The organism is Citrobacter telavivensis (assembly GCA_009363175.1).
GTDB lineage: Bacteria > Pseudomonadota > Gammaproteobacteria > Enterobacterales > Enterobacteriaceae > Citrobacter_A > Citrobacter_A telavivensis.
In genome coordinates this window covers 2,597,171-2,618,431 of the sequence record CP045205.1, presented here as the reverse complement: position 1 = coordinate 2,618,431, position 21,261 = coordinate 2,597,171, and the positions used below count along the sequence as shown (strand labels likewise).

The following is a 21,261-nucleotide window of genomic DNA, read 5'->3' as shown; positions in this document are numbered from 1 at the left end:
AGGTACTATCAATGCGTTCCAGGAATCACCGTCTGGCATTATTGTTATTTTTCTCGGCGCAGGCGTTCAGCGCCGGAATACCGGTTTTCGACGCCGTGCAGAATACCGAATCCATTAACCAGTGGATGCAGAAACTACAGCAATGGGAGGGTACGGTTACCCATTATAAAAGCGAACTTAATGCGTATAAGAAGCAACTGGCTACCGCAACCGGCGTGCGGGATATTCAGGGTTTTCTCAGTGATGCCCGAAGCCTGAAAACCGATATTGATAATCTCCGTAAGAACGGTATTTCACTGGATGATCTGCTGACCACGCAGAACAGTGCATATTCTTATGAACTGCAACACCTTTACAGTAAATACAAATCGTTCAGCGTATGCAGCGAGGAACAGGAAGGAATAAAATATCAGGCCCTGGCCGACAGTTGCAAACAGATAATCCTCAATCAGGCAATGGCGATTGAGAATACCACTGACGTTGAAAACAGGATCAACAGCACACTCAGCGATATATCAGACTTATCTGACCGTATATCGAATGCGCAGGACTCGAAAGAGTCTCAGGATCTGGCTAACGCCATCGCGGCGAAAAGCGTACAGTTAAATGCGCTGACGAATCAGTGGGAGATGTCTGTCAGACAGGCTGAACAGCGAACGACATTGCTGGAACAGCAAAGACAGAAAGCCTTTGAACAGCAGCAGCTAACGGCACCTGTTGCTGACCTTAATAATTTATAAGGAGGTTATCCGTGCTCAGATCCTTATTCACCTTATGCACACTCTCAGGCGTGATATTACTGTCCGGCTGCAAGGAAACCAAATCCGAAGCCTGGTATAAGCAACATCCTGACGAAACTTATGCGGTTTATACGCAATGCCTGAAGGATGGCGAGGCAAGCGATAACTGCGAATTTGCCCACCGGGCAGCACTTATGTTTGCACAGGAAGGCCAGCCCGGGGTTAAGGAAAAATTCGAGGCGATATTTCAGCAGGAAGCTGCAAAACGAAATGCAGTGACACAGTAATAATATTTCCTCCAACAAAACAGGGAATTCTCCCTGTTTTTTTATTTCCTTTCTTTAAATATCAGGTGAGGCACCATGTCCGGTGGTATTTTTGTTGGTATGGACAAAAACATCATGGATGGACTGAATGCTGTACTGGAAGGTCAGTCTTCCACTTACGGCACGATGATCAGCGTCATCATTGTCAGCTCTTTTACCTTATTTATACTGTATCGCGGTTATCAGACACTGGCTGGCAAACTCCGGACCCCGGTTGAAGATGTCGTCTGGGATGTGGGGCGAATGTTGCTGATCACCACCTTTGTGTTAAACCGGGATGGCTGGCTTGATATGGCGGTAGCGGCTATCCAGGGACTCAAAGACGGTGTCAGCGGCGATGATAATATCTGGGCGCTGCTCGATACTGTCTGGGGAAAGGCACAGGCGCTGGGGCAAAAGTTATTTAATATGGACACATCAACTTACGTCAAACTGAATGGCGGCCTTGCCGAAGTGCTGGTATGGGGCGGCTCTATTGTCCTGCTGATGGCAGCCACCTTTGTCAACCTGCTCGCCGAAATCACCATCCTGTTAATGACCACCACCGCGCCGCTCTTTATTTTCTGCCTGCTGTACGGTTTTCTTAAACCGATGTTTGATAACTGGCTGAAAACGATTTTTGCGGCAATATTAACGATCATGTTTTCCGCCTTATCCATCCGTATCGCCATTAATTACCTGAATAAGATACTGGATGCTGCAACAAAAACATCCGCTGAAACCAATATGGTCACGCTGGCGGCGCAGTGCCTGCTGGCCGGGATAGCGGCAGGTGTGATGGTCTGGTTCTCCGCGAAGCTCGCCAGCGCACTCAGCGGGGCCGCCGTACAGGCGGTGCTGCAGGGGGCAGCCATGAGTGGCCTGAGCGGACTGGCGAACAAATCCGCCGACCTCGCCGGAGCGGGGGTAAAGGGCGGTGCCCGCCTGACTGCGAAAGGCGGCATGGCCGTCGCAGCGGCGACCGGCAGACTCACCGGCGCAGGCGCGGGTAAAACCGTGAGCGCCTGGCAGAAACGCGCCGCCGCCATCGAAAGCATGAAACGCCTGAACCGGCAGCGTCACCGTTAATCCTCCCGCCCCTTAATTTCCTTTCCCCGTCACGCCGTGGCCTGCGCCACCGGTGCGGCATTCCTGCATCCCTGCAATAAGGAACTTCCATGAAATTCAGCATCTTACTTGTGATGCTGTGCGCGCTCACGGGCTGTGCGCAGCACAAAGGCAACCTCCCGCCGGTATCCGGCGAACCCGAGCCGGTGAATTCCCCCGCCATCATTCAGGAGCTGACTCACCATGTCTGATATTCAGAACATTGTTAATGTTTCCCGCTCTTTTGAATCCATCCTGCTGGAAAAGGAAGAGCGTTCCCGAAAAACTGCCTGGGGGGTGGCCGCTACCGGACTGATTCTGGCTGCAATGGCGATTATGGCCATTATTATTCTGCTGCCGCTGAAAACCACCGACACTGAATTATGGTCAGTGGATAAACAGACCGGGCGCTATGAATATATGACCCGCGTGAAGGAGCGGGATATTTCGTCTGAAAAGGCACTGGCGCATTCACTGGCAGCACACTATGTCAGACTCCGCGAGGGATATAATTATTTCTCCCTCCAGCGTGATTATGACGACGTGCAGTTATATAACAGCGACAGCGTGAACCGGGGCTATCTGGACGGGTTTAACGGCGACCAGGCACCGGACGTGATTTTTAACAAGGCGGAATATGTTGTTGATATCGCCATTATTTCCAATGTGCATGCGCCTGCCACCGGGCCGGATAATCTGGCAACCCTGCGTATCAAGCGCACTATCCGCCGTATTGCCGATAATTCCGTGAAAACGGATGTGTGGAATATCCGCCTCACTTACCGCTACGTCCCGCACCGGCAATTGACCGACAGTCAGCGCGAAGTGAACCCGCTGGGCTTTATCGTCACCAGCTACCAGCGCGATAAAGAGCTGAGGGGGGAATGATGCTGAAAAACATCCTGCTCCTCTCAGGTTTGCTGGTGTCATGCGTGGCATGGAGCGCAGCGACACCGCGCGGCAGCGCGTATGACAGCCGGATGCAGAACGTCACCTACAACAGCCAGAATGCCACAGTTGTCAGTACCCGACCCGGCTACGTCACCATGCTGGTGTTTGATTATGATGAAACCGTTATCGATGCGCAGGCGGGCTTTCCCAGAGGCTGGACTGTGACGAAAAGCGACAACCGGGTGGGCGTCAGCCCGAACCCGATTACCCAGCCGGTCACGGACGCCAGCGGCAACAATGTCAGTCAGGTGTTTCTGCCGACGGCAAAAGACTGGAAAACCAACCTGTTCGTGGTGACATCGAAGCGCAATTACAGCCTGGAGCTGAACGTGCTGGATAAAGACTCGCCCGCTCTGGCCTTTGTTATCCGCTACCGCTATCCCGACGAACTGCGGAAAAAGTCTGCCGCCGCCAGCGCCGCCCGTCAGCAACATCAGCAGGAAGTACTGGACCGGCAGCGGATAGCAGCGGCATTCGGGCAGGCCACCACGCCGCGCAACTGGCGCTATACAAAACGGGTGGCAGCTGGCTCAGCCTCCATCTCCCCGGACTTTACCTGGGATGACGGTCGTTTTGCGTATATCGGTTTTTCTCCCTCGAAAACCCTGCCTTCAATTTTCCGGGTGGTGAACGGACAGGAGCAGGCAGCCACGCCCCAGACGGGTAAACAGGGCAACTACACCGTGATGGTGGTTCCGGCATCGCCGCAACTGGTTCTGCGTTACGGCACCTCGGTAGTGGGCGTCGAAAACGACGGATTCGGGCGCATACCGATAACCAACAGCGACACCGTTTCACCATCCGTTACGCTGGAGGCAAAATGAGCGACAGACCATTCCCGGACGAACCGGAAAAAACCACCGCAGAGCGGGAAGCGGAAGCCCGTGAACGCGCCCGCGCGGCAATAGCATATCAGGAGGCGGAGCAGAAAACGCCGCCCGGTCAGCCGGAAGTGACCCGTTTCCGTAAGGCTTCCGGTCGCCGCACACTGATCGTCAGCCTGCTGAGTCTGGTACTGGTCATCGCGCTGGCATCCGGTGGCGATCGTCTTCTCAGCGCCCTGAAAAGGGGTGATGAGAAGGAATCTGACACCGCTCCGCTGCCCTCCTCCGGGGTAGTGCGGCAGGAGCGTAAAAATCTGGGCCTGGACAGTAATCCGTTTGGCCTCTTCGGGCCAGGGAGGCAGGAAAGCGCAGATCCTGCCAGTCAGAGCGCCCCTGCCACTCCAGTTCTGCCAGCGGAACCGCCCGCCCTGAACAAGGCGGCAGCGCTGGCAGACGGGCTGAACAACGGCAGTACAACAGCTAGCGGCAATGCCCGCACGTCCCGTAGCGAACCGCACAGCGGCACGGGAACGTCGGGCAGTCCGGCATCATCCACGGCGTACACATCCTGTCAGTCGGTACTGGTCAATGGCGAAGATGGACACCTGCGCTGCCCGGATACGACAGCAACGGCAGGCAGCAATAACAACGACAATCCGGGCGTTGCCCGCGTCACCGGTGTCAGGCGACTGGGCCTTGATCCCGATCTCTATATCCCGGTGGATCGCTATATTCCGTGTTCGATGATGCGGCGCTTCGTATCCGATGTTGGCGGTCATATCTCCTGCCTGATCGGTGAGAACGTCTGGAGCGCCAGTAACCATGTGAAGCTGATCCCGGCAGGAACGGTCGCCCGTGGTGTCTACCGCACCGGCGCACTGCAACACGGGCGCAGCCGGATGTTTGTACTGTGGACGGAACTGCGCACGCCGGAGCCCGGCAGCCTGCAAATTCCGCTCACCGATACGCAGGCCACCGGCCCGCTCGGTGAGTCGGGGATCGCGGGCTGGATCGACAGCCATTTCTGGGAGCGTTTCGGCAACGCCCTGATGCTGAGTACCGTGCAGGACGCGGCGGCAGCGGCATCAGATGCCGCGCCGGGTAAAGACCGCAATACCGACTATACCGAAAACACCCGTGCCGCCACGGCGGAAATGGCGAAAACGACGCTGGAAAACAGCATCAGTATCCCTCCCACGATGTACCTGAACCAGGGCGACGTGATCGGCATCATGACCGGTACGGATATTGATTTTTCTTCTGTTTATCAACTACGGCTGAAAAAGAAATGGTATGAGCGCTGAAAACCTGTCACTGGATTTTATGAAAAATCAGCTGTTCGGTGATTATCTGCCAATCGAAGGGCTGACCGAAATCGCGATTAACCGACCGGGGGAACTGCACACCAAAATAAACGGGGCATGGCAGCGGCATGAATCCCCGGTCACGCTGCGTCAGTGTTATGCCTTTGCCAGAGCACTGGCGTCCTGGCATGACGATAATATTGACGATACGTCACCGATCCTTTCTGCCACGCTGGGATCCGGCGAACGTATTCAGTCCATTATTCCCCCGGCCTGTGAGCGAAATACGGTGTCCATTACGTTACGCAAACCCGCGTTTGAGCAGAAAATACATCAGTCATGGATTGATGCTGGATTTTATCAGCACGTGGCCAGTCAGGAAAAAACTGAAAGCCAGGATGATGCACTGGTTCAGTTATATCACAGCGGGAATATCCCCCGTTTTATGGAAAAGGCGGTGGAATACGGCAAAACGATTTTTATTGTGGGTGAAACCGGCTCAGGCAAAACCACCTATATGAAAACGCTGCTGCATTATATTCCGCTGCATCTCCGACTGGTTACGATTGAGGATAATCCCGAAATCCATTTTTATCACCATGCCAATTATGTTCATCTTTTTTACCCGGCGGATGCCGGGGATAATGCTATTATCACGCCCGGCAGACTGATCCGTGCTAATTATCGAATGAACCCTGACCGTATATTACTGGCGGAAATTCGTGGGCGGGAAGCGTGGGACGCGCTGAAAATTATCGGCTCCGGGCATGAGGGGTTAATCACTTCCCTGCATGCGGGCAGTCCGGCAGAATGTATTGAAGGGATCATTGACCGCTGCTATGAAAACCCCGACTGCCGGAATATTCCTTTTGATGTTTTGTTACGCAAAGTGCTTAAAAGCATCGATATCATCGTCAGTATTGATATACACAGCGATGTGCGCCGGATGCGTGATATTTACTTTAAGCCAGTTCATTTAAATAACATGAAAGAGGCATTAATAAAATAACCCCGACAAATAACATCACCCAAAATACGTAACCTTTCATTAATCATAACGGCGGCTGAAATGAAAAAAGTAATATCCTCAGTAATATTGCTCTGCATTATGGCGTCATGCTCAACCTCTTTAATGGCTGCTGATGCCTGCGAAGTGGTATTATGTATGTACGGTAAAGCAACCGGAAATGGCGGAGGCAGTGAATGTCATTCCGCTGAACGTGAATTCTTTAATATCGTGAAAAAGAATAAACACGGCTTTCTTCCTGACCATACGGCCGATGCCAGACAATCATTTTTAAGTGAATGTGACTCGGCAGACCCGGCGGCTATCGGTCAAATCATCAGTATATATGGCCGCGTTCGTGGTTAATACTGGCGAGACAGCACAGAGCATGACGGTTTTCAGGTTTTTACGGCTTCTGTTTTTCGCGGATTAAGGAGCGAAGAAACAGGGGCCGTAAAAATGAGGCAGCGGACAGAAATATTTTCGCGGGTTAAGGAGCGAAAATAATTCAGGCACCGCGCCTCACCTGCAAACATCCGCGCCCACGCGGATTTTGCAGGCCGGGGGGAGCCGGATAAATTTCGCCGCCCAAGCGAGCGAAAAGCTGTCGCCTACGACAGCGGTTTATCTGGGGGGCAAAGCCCCGCACACCGTCGCAGCTAAGTCTCCGGCCCAAAGCCGGTAGCGTGGCGCGACCACCCTCTTTAAAGGTCAGCTTCCCTTTTATTCCCGCTGCGAGAAACGAGCAAAGGGAAGAAAAAGGCGAAAGCGACCGTCTTAAAGGGGGTGGTCGCGCGTAGCGGGCGACGGTGTGCCGCTTTTGACCCAGGGGGGTTTGGCGCGGCGTCCAGCCACGACATTATCCCCATGCGGCAGGCAATAAGGGCGTCCAGCCCGCATGTACCGGCGCACGCCGTTTCGTGCAGGGAAGCATGCTTTCCTGCACATGGCCGCAACGCGGCCACCTTCTTTACCCCATACGCTCGCCCCGCCTTTTCGCCCGACACCGTGGGGCGAATTGATGGGGCGATGTCATGGGGCGAATCGCTGACGAAGGAGGCACGATGATTTTAAATAAGCTTGCCGCTTCACTGTCGCCGATAGTGAACGGGATGCTGGTGCTGCTCGCTTTTGTGGAACAGCAACAACTAATACTGGCGTTATTAGCGGGGCTGACGATGCCATTTTTTGCATCAATGAAAAGCGATGAACGGCAGAAAGCTCCACTCTGGAAAAAGCTGATTATTGCTTTTTCCATGCTGTGTTTCCTCTCCGGTACACTGGCTCCGATAGTTATCGGATCCTTTCAGTGGCTGTATAACATCAGACTCACCAGTGATAATTCAGCACTGGCGTGGTCAGTACGGATTGCTTTCACTGTAACCGGGATTATTTTTCATATTATGCTTCGCCGGGTATTCACGCCGGAACTGGACAAAATAAAGAAACGCCTTGTTAAAAAGACCACCCTTGAACGGGAATTACGTACTGATGTCCGCACCGTAAAATCCCTTTTGCCGGAAACACTGCATTATGACCCGCTGCATTATATCGACCTGAGTAAAGGGCTATTTATCGGCATGGACAGGGAGAACGAACCAATGTATATCCCGTTAAAAGACTGGCAGAAACAGCACGCGGATATTATCGGCACCACCGGAGCCGGTAAAGGGGTTGCCACCGGGATATTGCTTTATCAAAGTATTCTGGCCGGTGAAGGTGTGTTTGTTATGGACCCCAAGGATGATGAATGGGCACCCCACCTTTACCGCAAAGCCTGCGAGGATGCAGGCAAACCTTTTGCCCTGATTGACCTGCGTAAAACCCAATACCAGTTAAACCTCATTGAAGAGATCACCGCCGATGAACTGGAAGAGCTTTTTGTTGCCGGTTTCAGTCTGGCAGAGAAAGGTCAGGAGTCGGACTTTTATCGCATTGATGACCGAAAAGCCGCCCGTATGGCCGCACAATTTGTCAGTGATAACACATCTGCAACAATCCGTGATGTTTATAACGGTGACTACGTTCAGAGCATCGCCGAAAAAATCAAAGCCTTTTTCGGTAAGATTGAGGAACTGGCCTTACTCAATGCCATTAATTCACCGGAGGGTTTTTCACTCAAAAAAATATTTGATGAAGGTGGCTGCTGTTATGTTATCGGGTCCATGCGAAACAGCAAAATTATTACCGCCCAGCGCATGCTGCTGGTTCGCCTTTACCAGCTGGCAGAAAGGCGCGATCGAGTAACAGACGTCCCCCGCCCCATTGCTATTTATCTTTCCGAACTGAAATACCATTTATCCAGGCCAGCGCTGGAAGGTTTAGGCGCGGCGCGGGATAAAGGCGTACACATTATTATGGACCACCAGTCCATCGCCGATTTAAAAGACTGCCCGGCAGATTTGAAAGGTGACGCCGTTGTCGGTGCGGTCGTTGAAAATGCCAAATTCAAACTGGTTTACCGGGTTATGGACCCGGATACAGCGGACTGGGTAGCGAGAATGTCAGGCACAATCCTGGTGGATGACGAACTACGTAAGGCCAAGACGGATAATATGTTGACGGAAACCATCGACAGTGAGCGCACAATCCGCCAGGCCGAACGTTTCTTTATTGACAGCAATATGATCCTGAACCTGCCCGATTTTGTCAGCTTTATCTTTACGACAAAAACGCAACCTTCTGCATCATTAATTTCACCGATAAAGGTCAGAAAGCGCCGGTTAAAAACCTTTTCTGTTTCCCCTGATATTGCCGCAGCGGCGGCACCTGTGAAGATCGCACTGGATTTTGGCGACGATGATAAACCAACCGCGCTGGATGAGATGACATCGCATCCGGCTCTTTTCTTCGACGAAAACGAAGTCAAACCGGCAAAGCCCCAACCTGATGAGGAAGAACACCTGTCCCCGCTGGATTTTTAAGGAGCGCTTATGCTGATTTCGACATATAAAGAGCGCCAGACACGCAACAGAGAAAAAATAAAACAACTGCTGAACTTCCTGAAAGAAGAAACCTACAGCGATTTTAAAACGCTGATGCTGCTATTTGGTTTCCGGGATCATAAGTCGCTTTATTCGCTGCTGGCAAAAACAGAGCGAATGGGGTTAATACAGAAGCATGCGCTTGAATCACGAACAATGAAGATTTCATTATGGGGGATCACCAGCGACGGGCTGGCCATGGTGCTAACCCCGAATGATAAAATCTTTCCCGCGCGGTTTGAACCATCAAAAATTACCGGCTGGACGCTGGAGCATCATCTTGATAATCAGGCCGCCAGGCTTATTCTGGAGAAGAAAGGCGCTTCGGGATGGATTAACGGTGACCGTGCCACCTTTATCAGCCAGTATCAGGTGAAACATCGCCCGGACGGGTTACTGACTCTGCCTGACGGTAAGGTTATTGCCATTGAAACCGAGCGCCGCCTGAAAACCCGAGCCCGTTATCAGTCGATCATGGCAAGCCACCTGCTGGCCCGTACCCGCAAGCAGTGGATTTACGTTTTTTATGTTGTGCCCGATCCACAGAAGAAGCGTGCGCTTGAACTGCTGTTTGACAGCATCAGGCATGTCGTCATCAACCATCAGCACGTCCCGCTGGAAGAACGCCACCGTCTGGTGTTTCGCATTTATACAGTTGATGAACTGAAACACCTGTCATTAGACAGCTATACGTAAGCTTTTACTCAGGCCATCGGGATGGCCTCACCGGCCTGGCGGCGATACCGCCAGGCCGGTCGATTTTGTTCATTCCACTGCGAGGCGCAGACTGTTCGGTACTCGCTGTGCTGCGTTCCGCCTCAGTCTGCGCCTTGCAGCGTTGCCGGTAAAAAACATGTAACCGCATTCCCTTGCGGTTATCCGGCTCCGGCCTCAGAGTTTATTCATCAAATAACAATGCGCTTTAGAGGCTGCGCTGGCCGCTTTGAAAATATACCGCTTGTCGTTTTTCAGCGCTTTCAGCCAGGAAGCGATGTAGCTTTCATGTTGTACTTCGCCATCGATCCCCAAATCCGCCATCAGAAAGGCACTTCCCAGCTCCGCGACAAGTTCTTCCTCTGCATAATCCGCACTGCCAAACTTCCCTTTCATTTCACGGTTCAGGCGTTTTTTACCCCCACTCCAGTGAACCAGCTCATGCAGGCCGGTAGCGTAGAAGTTTGCCGCATCAGCGAAAAGATGGCGCTCCGGTAGCCAGACCTCATCAGTTGATGGGCTGAAAAAGGCGTTTTGTCCTTTCTCGATAATGTTTGCGCCGCTCTTCCGTAACAGGTTCTCAGCCTGCGGCAACGGGTCAAAGGTTGCTTCCGGGCTAGCCGTTTCAGTTATCAGGGGCAAACCGTCAATTTGCTGAATGTTAAACACAGTGAAGGTTTTCAACATCGGGATTTGTTCAACTTCTCCGGCGTCGTTTTCCTTTTCCAGGGTCGTATAGAAAATGGCTGTAGTGCCATGTTCACCCTTGCGAACCTGCCCACCTGCTGCCTGTGCCTGTTTGTAGGTCATCCAGCGGGAATCGCTGAAACCCTGCTTAGATGCGCTGCACCACAGCAACATGATGTTCATCCCGCTGTAGGATACGCCGGTGGCGTAATTGGATGGCAAACCAGACATGCCGGATACACGCTGCCACGGGCAGGACCACGGTTTTACACCGGCTTCCAGCGCTGCAATGATGTTGTCAGTAACAGTCTGGTAAATGTCGGTTCTGGTTTTAGAAAAATTCGTTTTTGAGGAGCCTGACGGGTCCAGCGGGGATACGCTGGTCGCCACTGCGGTGTTAGGGGCGCTTGTCCGGGTGGTGTGCAGGGAAATCGACATGTTTTTTTCTCCGTCAGTGTGTAATTTTCGTCTTCGTATCGCCTGACGGTTCGCTTTCCCGGCATCGTTCTGTCCTGCAAGGGCGCAGCATGCGTGCCATTTACCCTTGCAGGATGGGTTGTGTTGGGAAACGATTAACCGGAAGCAGATACGGAGAACGGAAAATGCACAGGAGAGAAACCTGCCCCTGTATAGCCGGGTGTAGCGCCCCTTACTTTGCAGTGGTGAACTTGAGTTTCGATTACTTACTAAGTAATAATGCAAACTCTGTTTTTGTAATGAGCTATGATAAAATATTCATATAGCACAATCTTATTATTACCTTCAGATTGCAGAGATACGAAATGGCACATATTTTCACGAGTTTACGTCATCCTGTTGAAAAACTTATGGAAGCAGAATATTTCTTTAAACGTTCAATAACCTTAGATGGTTTAGAATTCCAGTTTGTACTCAATGCTTTTCTTTCTGCTAGCCGTAGTGTGACGTTTGTCCTCCAAAAGGCTATGTCTGGTGTAGACGGGTTTTCAACGTGGTATGGCCTTCAACAATCAGAAATGAAATCTGATTTGAGTATGCGTTTTTTTGTAGAATTAAGAAATTTAACGCAAAAAGAGGGTCCTGTATCTTATATTGGCGGGTTTTTGCCAAATGGTTTATGTACATATCGTTTTGTTGGCCACTCACAAAAAATCCCCCCCGAACTGAAAGGGAGAGATATTCGTGAATGTTGTTCAGAGCAACTGATGAAATTAGCAACTTTATTACTTAAATGCCAAGAAGCCTTCCCATTCGCGTCTTGCCCAGCCCAAGCTTTTACAATCGAAGGAAAAACTTCCTTAGGATATAATTGGGATGATGTAACCAGAGCACTTGGATTACCTGATGGATACATTGATGTTGTAGATATACCTGATGCAGAGAAATTAAGGATTTTAAGTAAAGATATCGAAGCGGTCGATATGGCTAACATTCAGCGTATAGCTGCTGGAAAATTTTTCGTAGATGCCGACATTTTTCCATTCAAAAACCCGACTCATGACGGATTGATTGATCGTATGGCTGATTTAATGTCATCAGAATTAAATTTTCAACCGCACGCAGCATTTATCAGTGCAATAATGGGAAATATTGAAGATAAAGATTGACCTTATATTTATCAGGATTAAAGGTAAGTAGTCATTTTTACGTTAAGATAATACGGGCAATGTTTTTATTTTTTGACTTCTATCTAACTATTCCAATCACATTGGAAAATAAAAGAAACCCGCAAAGAGAAAATAAAATTCATTAACAGCAATGTAGGTTATATTAGATACTGTTTCGCATATGACCACTTGATGATAATCATAATTAAAACAATGGATTAGACAAGAAGGTTACTTAATTACCTTTTACCAGAAACATATTTTCTGCCAACAACCATTATATATAAAAATAATACTGACAGTTCCCTTTTATTGCACACTGGAAACTGTCATATAACATCTAAAAAATACATTTATGGCATAAATATCTAGTTCAACCGCCGAACCCATTCGGGTTCATCAAGACCGACACGAGATAGACTCGAACTATATTCCTCAACTATGCGCTGAGCGTAAAGTTCTTTCAGCTCAATGATAAACTCAAACCTCTCGGAATGTTCTTTTTCATTGGAGTAATAAGATGGTTCAAAATATTTTTTGTTATCAATTTCACATCTTGTTGCAAGAGCGAAACCATTAGTTCCCGAAAACTTAACTGTTCGTAGAGAATATGTAGACTTATCAATTTTAAGTTTAATACCATTAGGGGTTAAAAAGTTAAACCCACCATCATTAACCTCGTCTAATGAAATAAAAAGAAAGCGACGCATCTCTCCCTCTTGAATTCTTACAGAATCACATCTTTGTTGAATGCAAATATAATAACACCCATTATCGAGAGTGCTTTTAACAACCGTACCCAGTGATAAAAATGGAAGATGATGAGGCGAAAAAATTGCACTTCTATGGTAGCATAACTTTGCAAAATTTTTATTAATTTCTTCTGTCTTATCAAATTCCGCAAACAAGGTTGTGGCATATTTTTTTATTAGAATACCGATTTTTTTTGTTGATAGTTGTTGCCCATCGCTGCTGATTAAAGAACTAGAAAATTTATTATTAACATCGGAATCAGACCGCAATAACCTCAATAACATGTCCGCATTTCTTTGGTAAAAAACATTGTCTGGAGTACCATCGTCCTTATAGAATGGCTTTATTCCATCTTCAATATTCTGTTCAAGCCATAACTTGACTTTTTCTTCATTCAAAAATTGATTTAGGCTTCTATATCTAATAATGGATGAAAAGGTATCGCTCAGCAGCTGGACTAACAGTTCATTTGCATCAAAAGAGTTAGGTAACAAAGTTTGATGCGCTAAATAAGCTGCGTCTAACTCCTTAGAAAAGAGAGTCAAAATATGATGAAAGTTCCTTCTAATTTCAGCAAGAGATTCCATTGCGAAATTGGAAAGTAACCCACTTGTCATTTCCGTAAATTGTAATGATATGAAATCAGGTAATTCTTCATAACTCTTTGTTTTATTAGCCAATTCTGGTAAATGTTGAGCTCGACCGACTCCTCCATTTGCTTTTGATATGACCATAATTTTACAATTATTAGACATAACAGTGCATGGATCATCTTGATTAATGCTGAAACCAGAAATGTTTTTTTCATTAAGTGCCGCATTAATTTCTGATGCAATGTTAGGGAGATCGACCTCACCAGTATAAATTAGGATCAATTTTATACAGTGTTGATTATCAATATCACCAAGAAGAGATGTGATAATTTTCTTCGTGTACACGCCTCTTACATCATCCTCCTCAGCATCTTCTTCATCATTTTGTGAATCATTTTCTGCTGGTTCCTCATCAAGCACTATCTGCCAATCAAGTATTGTTACATCAGACTTGTTCGCAATTGAAGTTAAGTATTCCAGATCGCTAACTAACTGAGGTTTATAGACAGCACAAATTTTTCCCTTCTTAGAAAATATTTTTGTGACTTCTTGTGCATCAAATTCATGCTGATCTTTTGGGCCATTGCTATTATATGCTTTATCATCAATGAAGATAATATTCTGAATAAAATGATCAGTAACTGCTGTTGAAAATTCATTGAATGTTTTCATTTTATTTTTCCACCATGGAAATTTTAAATGTAACAGTTGAACCCTCTCTTGGTTCATCTAACGTCAATTTATAACCTATCGACTCCAGAACTTCATTGCTGATATGCAACCCCATTCCCCGACCATTATATTTTCTTGAAAAACCCAGGCTAAATATTCTGTCTTTATCACGATAATCAACGATTGGTCCATTATTAGATATATAGACATTGCCGTTATCATCGGCGTGTAATCTTATAGTTTTGTCGCTACTATTACTTTCATTTAGCCAATAAATTGCATTATCGATTACGTTTACGAAAACTGGATAAAAGGATGAGCGGAAACCATAAAGTTTACCCTTTGAGTATCCCTTTGTATGTTTGAAAGAAATATTATGCCTATCCATTCTATTTTTAAACAAATCGATTAAGAATGATTTAATTTCAAGAAGTTTAATTTCTTCTCTTTTCCTCTGTAATCTTCTATTTAATGGGGTAAAGAGATTGAGATAACCATCTAAATGCTCGAAGTTAATCTTAATATTCTTATAGACACCTTCAAGATCTTCATTGACATCGCTCCAAGCCTTTAAATCTTTAAGACTAGTTCTTATCGATCTTACAGTACTATTAAATTCATGATGAATGATACTCACAGCTAAACCAAGCTGACTCAACTCAACATCAGCATGAATTTTTTCTCTCAAAGCATCAACTTCTTCACCAAGCACTTCGGTTATTAGTTCACTGGTTATATAATTATTATCTTCATCTTTCTCCCAATAAACACCCTCAAGTTGTCTGATGATAGTATCTAAAATATTTGTATTTCTTTCGCTGACATTGGTAATTTCTGCTGCTAATTCATTTCGTTTAGCAACTAAATCAATATCAGATTCACTTTCTATAGATATGTGTTTAAATTTGTCTTTTACAATGCGGATTTGGTTATCTAAATCAATCATTAAATCTGATGTTAACTCTTTAACTCTTTTGTTTATATCCAGAACAACTTGTTCTGTGCTTTTTCTTTTTTCAGCATTGACTTTCCTTGCTTCAACAGAAATAAAATCAACCGCCTGTTCTAAACGCTTACGTTTGCTTATTTTTATTTGATAATCATTAATTGCTTTATCAACTAATTGATCAATTTTTTCGATGGCTGGCTGAAAACATGTACCCTCTAACTCCTGCAAGGTCGTTAGATATGTATTATAATCTTCTTTCAGCTCTCCTCTAATTAAAAACCCCCTAGGGGTTGGGACAATAATAGAGCGTTTATATGCATTAATCTCTTCTCTAGTCTGGGATTCAACATCAATTATTTTCTGACTGGCTATGTCAGGATCTTTAATTGAGTATACACTGTGAAACTTATGTTCACTTTCTGTCAGAATATTATTTACATCTTGTTCAATTAGTCCATTTGAATGATGCTCAAAGAAATAGCCAAGAGCAGATTCAAATTTAGCTTTTTTTAGCTTAGCTTGCTTTTCTCGTTTCTCTAATGCTTTGTGAGAAGAAAGTAATTCATTTCTTTTTGTTGCCCAAATTTCTGCTTTTGGGCCCGCTTTTACATCATCTCGGAAAAAATCAGCCGCCAGTTGGATAAAGAAGTTTTTAAGAATATCTCTCAGATGCTTGTATGCCTGATCTTCAATAAACCCTTCACGCCCAGCCTTTTCTTTTAATCTAAAATTTTCGTTTTGCGAAAGACTTATAACTCCAAACATTCTCCTATACGAAAAGAAAGCAGAACCAGCATGTTTAGATCGTCTTTTTTCAATTTCAAGATAATCATAATCAGAATCACCATAAGGTAAAATTCTAATATTATCTTTATAAATATATAAACCACCGAACTTATCAGATTTGGATGTAACTCGGGCATAATCTTCATTAGCCATTATTGAATGCCTTCTATCCCCCTGAACATAAGCAAGGTTTATTTCAAAAGGACCACAACTGGTTAGATTTAGGTTATTTCCAGTCCAATTGACTATATGTTCAAAGTTTTTATCATGATAAATCCTTATGTTACCTTTAAACTGCCCGTATTCGTCAAAAAAACCATGAAAATGATGATCTGCTTGTTCAAAATCCTCACTAGTGAAAAAGTGCTCTTTGTCAATAATATCAATATAAGTATCATCATTACTTCTATAATCTCTGAATACGATATCTAACAAAGGTTCAGGATGAGATATCGTCATTGTATTATGAAAACCCATCAACATTTTTTCTATTTTTGTAGCCTCTTTATCATTACCATCACCATCGATATCTGAATTCAGAATTTCATCAACGGGAGAAATGATAAAGATCGTACCTCCTGAATCGTTACTATCAAAGGCGCTAAATCGAATTAATTTTTTACTCAGCGTTTTTGGGCAAATAGAAAAGGATGTTATGGTTTCTTTTATTTCTAAGTATTTTTCTTCACTTAAAGAATCTTTGCTGAATAAAATATCGACTGAATCTAGTAACTCAGACTTCATAGAGTTTACTTGGTCGACATCTGGAATTTGTTGAAATGTTTTGGTCGGAACAACGATATCATCTAAATTTAACCCAGGAAGTTCAAATATTTGCCAATTAATAAATGCAGCCGTTATCTCATTCGTGTTTTTAGCCTTAGTTATTATTAATACCTGTTTACCTATTGAGGCTATAGCAAGGCGACCTATACCTTTCTCCCCCATCTGATGTCTAAATTTTTTAGATTCATCTACTGGCGGAAGGGATGCGTTTGTATGTTGAACTTTCGACTCAGTACCTAATGTAAGCCATCTATTTTCAAAGTCAGTTCTTGACATACCTACGCCATCATCTCTGATAATAAAAAGGCTTTTCCTACGAAAATAATCTATATCAACATGATCAGCATAAGCATCATGAGCATTTTTTAATAGCTCATTTATGGCCGTAGGGATGCCCGCAATCTGTTGTCGGCCTAATAAGTCTAAGGTTCTAGCTCTTGTCTTAAAATTTGCCATGATTATCTCTCTTTGAAGCCTCATTATGCTCAATGAAGTGCAGTCCAAATTGTCGAGCTAACTCACAAGGGACAGCATTTCCAATTTGTTTCGCCATCGAATTAAAAGAACCTTTAAATATATATTTTTTTGGAAATGTTTGTAGTCGAGAAGCTTCTCTAATACTTATAGCTCGATTTTGTGTTATATCTGGGTGACCAAAACGTCCATTCGAATAACTATTGCACTTTGTTGTCAAGGTCGGAGCAGGTTTATCCCATGACATTCTGCCATAGGTATCTGTATGGCCAGTATAATCTTTGTGACAAGTGTTGATTAAATTGGTCGGCCAGTCCCTGCGATCCCCTCCTTCTGGGGTATTTTTTATTCTCTCTAAATTCAACTCAGTTAGGATCGCCGAACGATGTAGTTCATCATTTTTATCGACTTCTCCCGATGCAAGTTTTGGATATTCACCAATAAATTCTCTAACTGTTTTTACAGGTGAATTTTCTATATCATGAGTTGGCTCTGGTATTGATATTGGTCCTAGCAAACTAGCCAGAAGAACAAACCGTTTTCTTCTTTGCGGCACGCCATATTTTTCAGCATTTGCCACAAAATACACATAGTGGTAGTTTAGCTTATCAAGCAAAGAAATAAATCTTGTGAAAGGACTTTCTTTACTACCATCAATTTTCTGTATACCAGGAACATTTTCTAATAAAATATATTCTGGTAAAAGTCTTGAAACGAAGCGGTGAGTTTCGTCTAGGAGGCAAATCCTTTCATCATCTTTGTTTTTATATTTGTTTTGCTGTGAGAAAGGTTGGCAAGGGGCGCAGGCACTTAAAAGCAAACCATCTGCACTTTTGAATGCTATAGAGTTCGCAACCCTTTCAACAGTTACATTTCTGATATCATCGAAGATGAAATCAGCATCAGGGAAGTTAGCTTTGTATGTTTCTGAGGCCTGCTGATCTACATCAATGCCAAGAACAACGTCAAAACCGGCCTGACGTAGCCCTTCGCTAGCTCCCCCACATCCACAAAAGAAATCTATTGCAATCAATTTAGTATCCATTCGTCACATACACAACCTAACTAATTGTTATTATTAGATTTGTTATTCAATGACATAAAGTTGACAAGAATAGTTCCTCTTATTCTACTCAAGAAAATCATTTAGACCAAACTTTATGATCGCACCTGAGGATGTTACATGGCGAGAAAATCATTTAAAAAACATGCAATTAAAAACAATAGCTGTTCATCTGGTGGGTATCTCGTGTTACACAGAGAACTTCTGTTGTTTCTGGTGGGCAGCATTATTTCAAATAGTTTCTGTCAATAAAATGCTCGTTTAGTGAAGTACTTACCTTATGCTTCGTCTTAAAATTAAAAAATTATTATTTATCAAATACTTATAAAATAACATCATCGTTTTCCTAGATTTACAATATATAAATCAAAGACTTAACTTTTAAGATGATTAGACCTCATTCGACATTCAATCAAATGGTGGTCATTCTGGTGGTCTTGACAGACTAGCAATTCAAGTTTAGCTTACTTATTAGCCAGTTAATGGCAAAGGCGATCCCAGTCAGAGGAGCCAAATTTAAAGAAGCCCGCTTTTTAGCGGGCTTTTTGCTTATATCTGATAATCAATTGCGACGTCATCAGGCTCCATCACCTGTCGCTTTATATCCTCCACGGACAGTCCCGCATTACAGAGTTCGATAAACCGCCAGACATAGTTGCGTTGGAGTTGCCCACGTTTCAGTCCCAGCCAGACGGTGTTAGCGTCAAACAGATGCCGGGTATCCAGACGCGTCAGCGTCCCCTCTTCCTGTTCACCGCTGGATTGCTCCGCCACCAGACCAATCCCCAGTCCTAACGCGACATAGGTTTTAATCACATCAGAATCCTGCGCGCTGAGGACAATATCAGGCAGCAACCCCTTGCGTGCAAAGGCTTCATCAATGCGGGAACGTCCTGTGATCCCTTGTCGATAGGTGATCAACGGCCAGTGGGCTATCGACTCCAGCGTCACCGGCGAAACCTGGCTCAACGGATGATTGTGCGGCACTAACAGGCTATGATGCCAGCGGAACCAGGGGAATGCGACCAACAGAGGATCGTTGCTCAGGCGCTCACTGGCGATACCAATATCCGCCCCGCCATTTTGCAGTAACGTCTCTATTTCCTGCGGCGTCCCCTGGATTAATTCCAGACGGACTTCCGGGAACAATTCGCGGAAGGCTTTAATGACACCCGGCAGGCTGTAGCGTGCCTGCGTGTGCGTCGTGGCGATGGTTAACACGCCAGAGGTGTCATTGGTGAACAAATCCGCCAGTCGCCGTACGTTACTGGCTTCATTGAGAATGCGCTCGGCAATGACCAGCAGCGCCTTACCTGGTTCAGTCATTCCAAGCAGACGTTTACCCCGACGGATAAATATCTCGATCCCAAGCTCATCTTCTAACTCACGAATATGCCGACTTACCCCTGACTGCGAGGTAAAGAGCATATTGGCGACTTCCGTCAGGTTGTAATCCTGACGTGCTGCCTCACGGATAATTTTAAGCTGCTGGAAATTCACTCGTTGCTCCGGATACATCAGACATGCTGCTATTGTTAGAGTCTGATGTCCGGCATAACAAATAATAAAAACCCGTATCTTATTCCATCATGGAATAACGCTTAGCTGACCAACTGCAACTCGCGGTTATCCAACGCTGGGCTGCTGACCAGCGACATCAGGATCTCTTTCACCGCCTGTGCCTGTGGCGACAAACTCCCCCTTGCCGACATATTCAGCGACAGCGACAGACTCATCGACGGCGAGGTAATTCGCGCCATCCAGCCATTCGCCGCGCCACACAGGGAACGCGCGGCGGATTCCGGCAACACCGTCACGCCCATGCCGCTGGCAATCGCCGCGGTCAGCGTGGCTATCGACTCAATTTCGCCAATGACTTTCGCCGTTAAACGACGCAGCGAGAAGGCTTCATCGACCCGCAAACGGACTGCGCTGTAGTCGCGAGGGAGAAAAAGATTCATCTGTGCGACAGCGGTAAGATCCACGCTCTGCCCAGGGCAGTCACGGGTGCCGACAAGGAAGAGGTCTTCTTTTAACAGAGGTTGACTGGTAATACCTGCCAGCGGGGAACGCTCATAGAGCACCGCCATATCCAGTTGACCATTCAGCAGTTTATCGTTCAGTACGGCACCGCTGTTTTCATGCAGATACACCAGCACTTCGGGCAATTCTGCCCGCACCGCCTGCAAGAGCGGCATGGTGACCGACGACGCAGCCGTCCCCGGCGCAAGACCAATCGACACCTGCCCCGTTAAGGTCTGTCCAACGTTATAGACGGCTAACTGTGCCTGTTCGCACTGACGAAGGATCGTCCGCGCATGCGTGTAGAGAATTTTTCCTGCTTCAGTGGGCGTCACACCTCGTTTGGTGCGAATTAACAGTTGCTGATTGAGCTCACCTTCCAGTGTGGCAACCTGCTGACTCAGCGCGGGTTGTGCGATGTGCAATACTTCAGCGGCCTGCGTCAGGCTACCAATATCGACAATTTTCACGAAATATTTCAATCGTCTGAAGTTCATTTTGCCTCCTGTCCGGAATGCCAAAACCTGTGCTGGCAGTGATGTCAGGAGAGAATTGCAAGATGCTTGCCAGTTTCGGATAAGATCAAAAATTCGCGTTAACCACCCGTAAAATAAGCATTTATGATTGTTATCGGTAATATCGATTTCAGTCAACGTTTTCCGATCTGCCCCATCCGGGGTAGGCTCGCACCAGAATGGGGCAAAACCGGCTGGAGATCGAAAGTTCGCCGCTTTGCTGGTTTTGTCAGCAAACAGACGCACAATCGCATTTCCCCCTTTGACAACCCCAATTGTCGTCGCTAATATGCGCCTCGTTCACACGATTCCTCTGTAGTTCAGTCGGTAGAACGGCGGACTGTTAATCCGTATGTCACTGGTTCGAGTCCAGTCAGAGGAGCCAATTTCTTGCTTTTATGCATCCTTGCGAATTCTTATTTTATTTTGATTCAACAGGT

18 protein-coding genes and 1 tRNA gene are annotated in these 21,261 nt (G+C 46.1%); 13 read left to right on the top strand and 6 right to left on the bottom strand.

Annotated elements, in window-relative coordinates:
* Positions 1-11: 11 nt before the first annotated feature.
* From GBC03_14745 to GBC03_14695, 11 genes are all read left to right on the top strand, one after another.
* On the top strand, positions 12-740 hold the full coding sequence (locus tag GBC03_14745) for a type IV secretion system protein VirB5 (GenBank protein ID QFS71375.1): 729 nt from the start codon (positions 12-14) through the stop codon (positions 738-740).
* Between the two features lie 11 nt (positions 741-751).
* Positions 752-1,027: an EexN family lipoprotein gene (locus GBC03_14740; protein QFS71374.1), complete on the top strand. Its 276-nt coding sequence runs from the start codon at positions 752-754 to the stop codon at positions 1,025-1,027.
* A gap of 75 nt (positions 1,028-1,102) precedes the next feature.
* On the top strand, positions 1,103-2,134 hold the full coding sequence (locus tag GBC03_14735) for a conjugal transfer protein TrbL (protein ID QFS71373.1): 1,032 nt from the start codon (positions 1,103-1,105) through the stop codon (positions 2,132-2,134).
* Between the two features lie 222 nt (positions 2,135-2,356).
* On the top strand, positions 2,357-3,040 hold the full coding sequence (locus GBC03_14730; GenBank protein QFS71372.1) for a type IV secretion system protein: 684 nt from the start codon (positions 2,357-2,359) through the stop codon (positions 3,038-3,040).
* The gene (gene virB9 / locus GBC03_14725) at positions 3,040-3,927 is read left to right on the top strand and encodes a P-type conjugative transfer protein VirB9 (GenBank protein QFS74009.1); all 888 of its coding nucleotides are present in this window, start codon (positions 3,040-3,042) and stop codon (positions 3,925-3,927) included. Before GBC03_14730 ends, virB9 begins: the two co-directional genes overlap by 1 nt.
* Positions 3,924-5,231, top strand: a complete 1,308-nt coding sequence (locus tag GBC03_14720) for a hypothetical protein (GenBank protein QFS71371.1) — start codon at positions 3,924-3,926, stop codon at positions 5,229-5,231. The genes virB9 and GBC03_14720 overlap by 4 nt, the downstream gene beginning before the upstream one ends.
* A complete protein-coding gene (gene virB11, locus GBC03_14715; protein ID QFS71370.1) occupies positions 5,221-6,240 on the top strand; it encodes a P-type DNA transfer ATPase VirB11 in 1,020 nt (339 codons plus the stop codon). The genes GBC03_14720 and virB11 overlap by 11 nt, the downstream gene beginning before the upstream one ends.
* A 60-nt stretch (positions 6,241-6,300) precedes the next feature.
* A complete protein-coding gene (locus GBC03_14710) occupies positions 6,301-6,603 on the top strand; it encodes a conjugal transfer protein (protein QFS71369.1) in 303 nt (100 codons plus the stop codon).
* A gap of 420 nt (positions 6,604-7,023) precedes the next feature.
* Positions 7,024-7,305 carry a hypothetical protein gene (locus GBC03_14705; GenBank protein ID QFS71368.1) on the top strand — a complete coding sequence of 94 codons (282 nt, stop codon included), beginning with the start codon at positions 7,024-7,026 and terminating at the stop codon, positions 7,303-7,305.
* A complete protein-coding gene (locus tag GBC03_14700) occupies positions 7,302-9,161 on the top strand; it encodes a TraM recognition domain-containing protein (protein ID QFS71367.1) in 1,860 nt (619 codons plus the stop codon). The genes GBC03_14705 and GBC03_14700 overlap by 4 nt, the downstream gene beginning before the upstream one ends.
* 9 nt (positions 9,162-9,170) lie before the next feature.
* Positions 9,171-9,917 (top strand): molybdopterin-guanine dinucleotide biosynthesis protein MobC, encoded by a 747-nt coding sequence (locus GBC03_14695; GenBank protein ID QFS71366.1) that lies wholly within the window; start codon positions 9,171-9,173, stop codon positions 9,915-9,917.
* Positions 9,918-10,112: 195 nt separating this feature from the next.
* On the opposite strand, the gene GBC03_14690 is transcribed toward GBC03_14695, so the two are convergent.
* Positions 10,113-11,060, bottom strand: coding sequence for a DUF1738 domain-containing protein (locus GBC03_14690; protein ID QFS71365.1), 948 nt, complete (start codon positions 11,058-11,060; stop codon positions 10,113-10,115).
* 344 nt (positions 11,061-11,404) lie between these two features.
* Here GBC03_14690 and GBC03_14685 point away from each other — a divergent pair, with 344 nt between their 5' ends.
* On the top strand, positions 11,405-12,208 hold the full coding sequence (locus GBC03_14685) for a hypothetical protein (GenBank protein ID QFS71364.1): 804 nt from the start codon (positions 11,405-11,407) through the stop codon (positions 12,206-12,208).
* A 368-nt stretch (positions 12,209-12,576) separates the two neighbouring features.
* On the opposite strand, the gene GBC03_14680 is transcribed toward GBC03_14685, so the two are convergent.
* The 5 genes from GBC03_14680 to nac all read right to left on the bottom strand — a co-directional run bounded on the left by GBC03_14680 (position 12,577) and on the right by nac (position 20,803).
* Entirely contained in the window at positions 12,577-14,226 is a 1,650-nt protein-coding gene (locus GBC03_14680; GenBank protein ID QFS71363.1) for a hypothetical protein, read from the bottom strand.
* A 1-nt stretch (position 14,227) separates the two neighbouring features.
* Positions 14,228-17,230, bottom strand: coding sequence for an ATP-binding protein (locus tag GBC03_14675; GenBank protein QFS74008.1), 3,003 nt, complete (start codon positions 17,228-17,230; stop codon positions 14,228-14,230).
* Positions 17,190-18,254: a DNA (cytosine-5-)-methyltransferase gene (gene dcm / locus GBC03_14670; GenBank protein QFS74007.1), complete on the bottom strand. Its 1,065-nt coding sequence runs from the start codon at positions 18,252-18,254 to the stop codon at positions 17,190-17,192. The genes GBC03_14675 and dcm overlap by 41 nt, the downstream gene beginning before the upstream one ends.
* 579 nt (positions 18,255-18,833) lie before the next feature.
* Positions 18,834-19,784 carry an HTH-type transcriptional regulator Cbl gene (gene cbl, locus GBC03_14665; GenBank protein QFS71362.1) on the bottom strand — a complete coding sequence of 317 codons (951 nt, stop codon included), beginning with the start codon at positions 19,782-19,784 and terminating at the stop codon, positions 18,834-18,836.
* Between the two features lie 101 nt (positions 19,785-19,885).
* Complete coding sequence (gene nac, locus GBC03_14660; GenBank protein ID QFS71361.1) at positions 19,886-20,803, bottom strand: nitrogen assimilation transcriptional regulator; 918 nt, start codon at positions 20,801-20,803, stop codon at positions 19,886-19,888.
* Between the two features lie 327 nt (positions 20,804-21,130).
* Here nac and GBC03_14655 point away from each other — a divergent pair.
* Positions 21,131-21,206, top strand: a tRNA-Asn gene (locus GBC03_14655).
* Positions 21,207-21,261 lie beyond the last annotated feature (55 nt).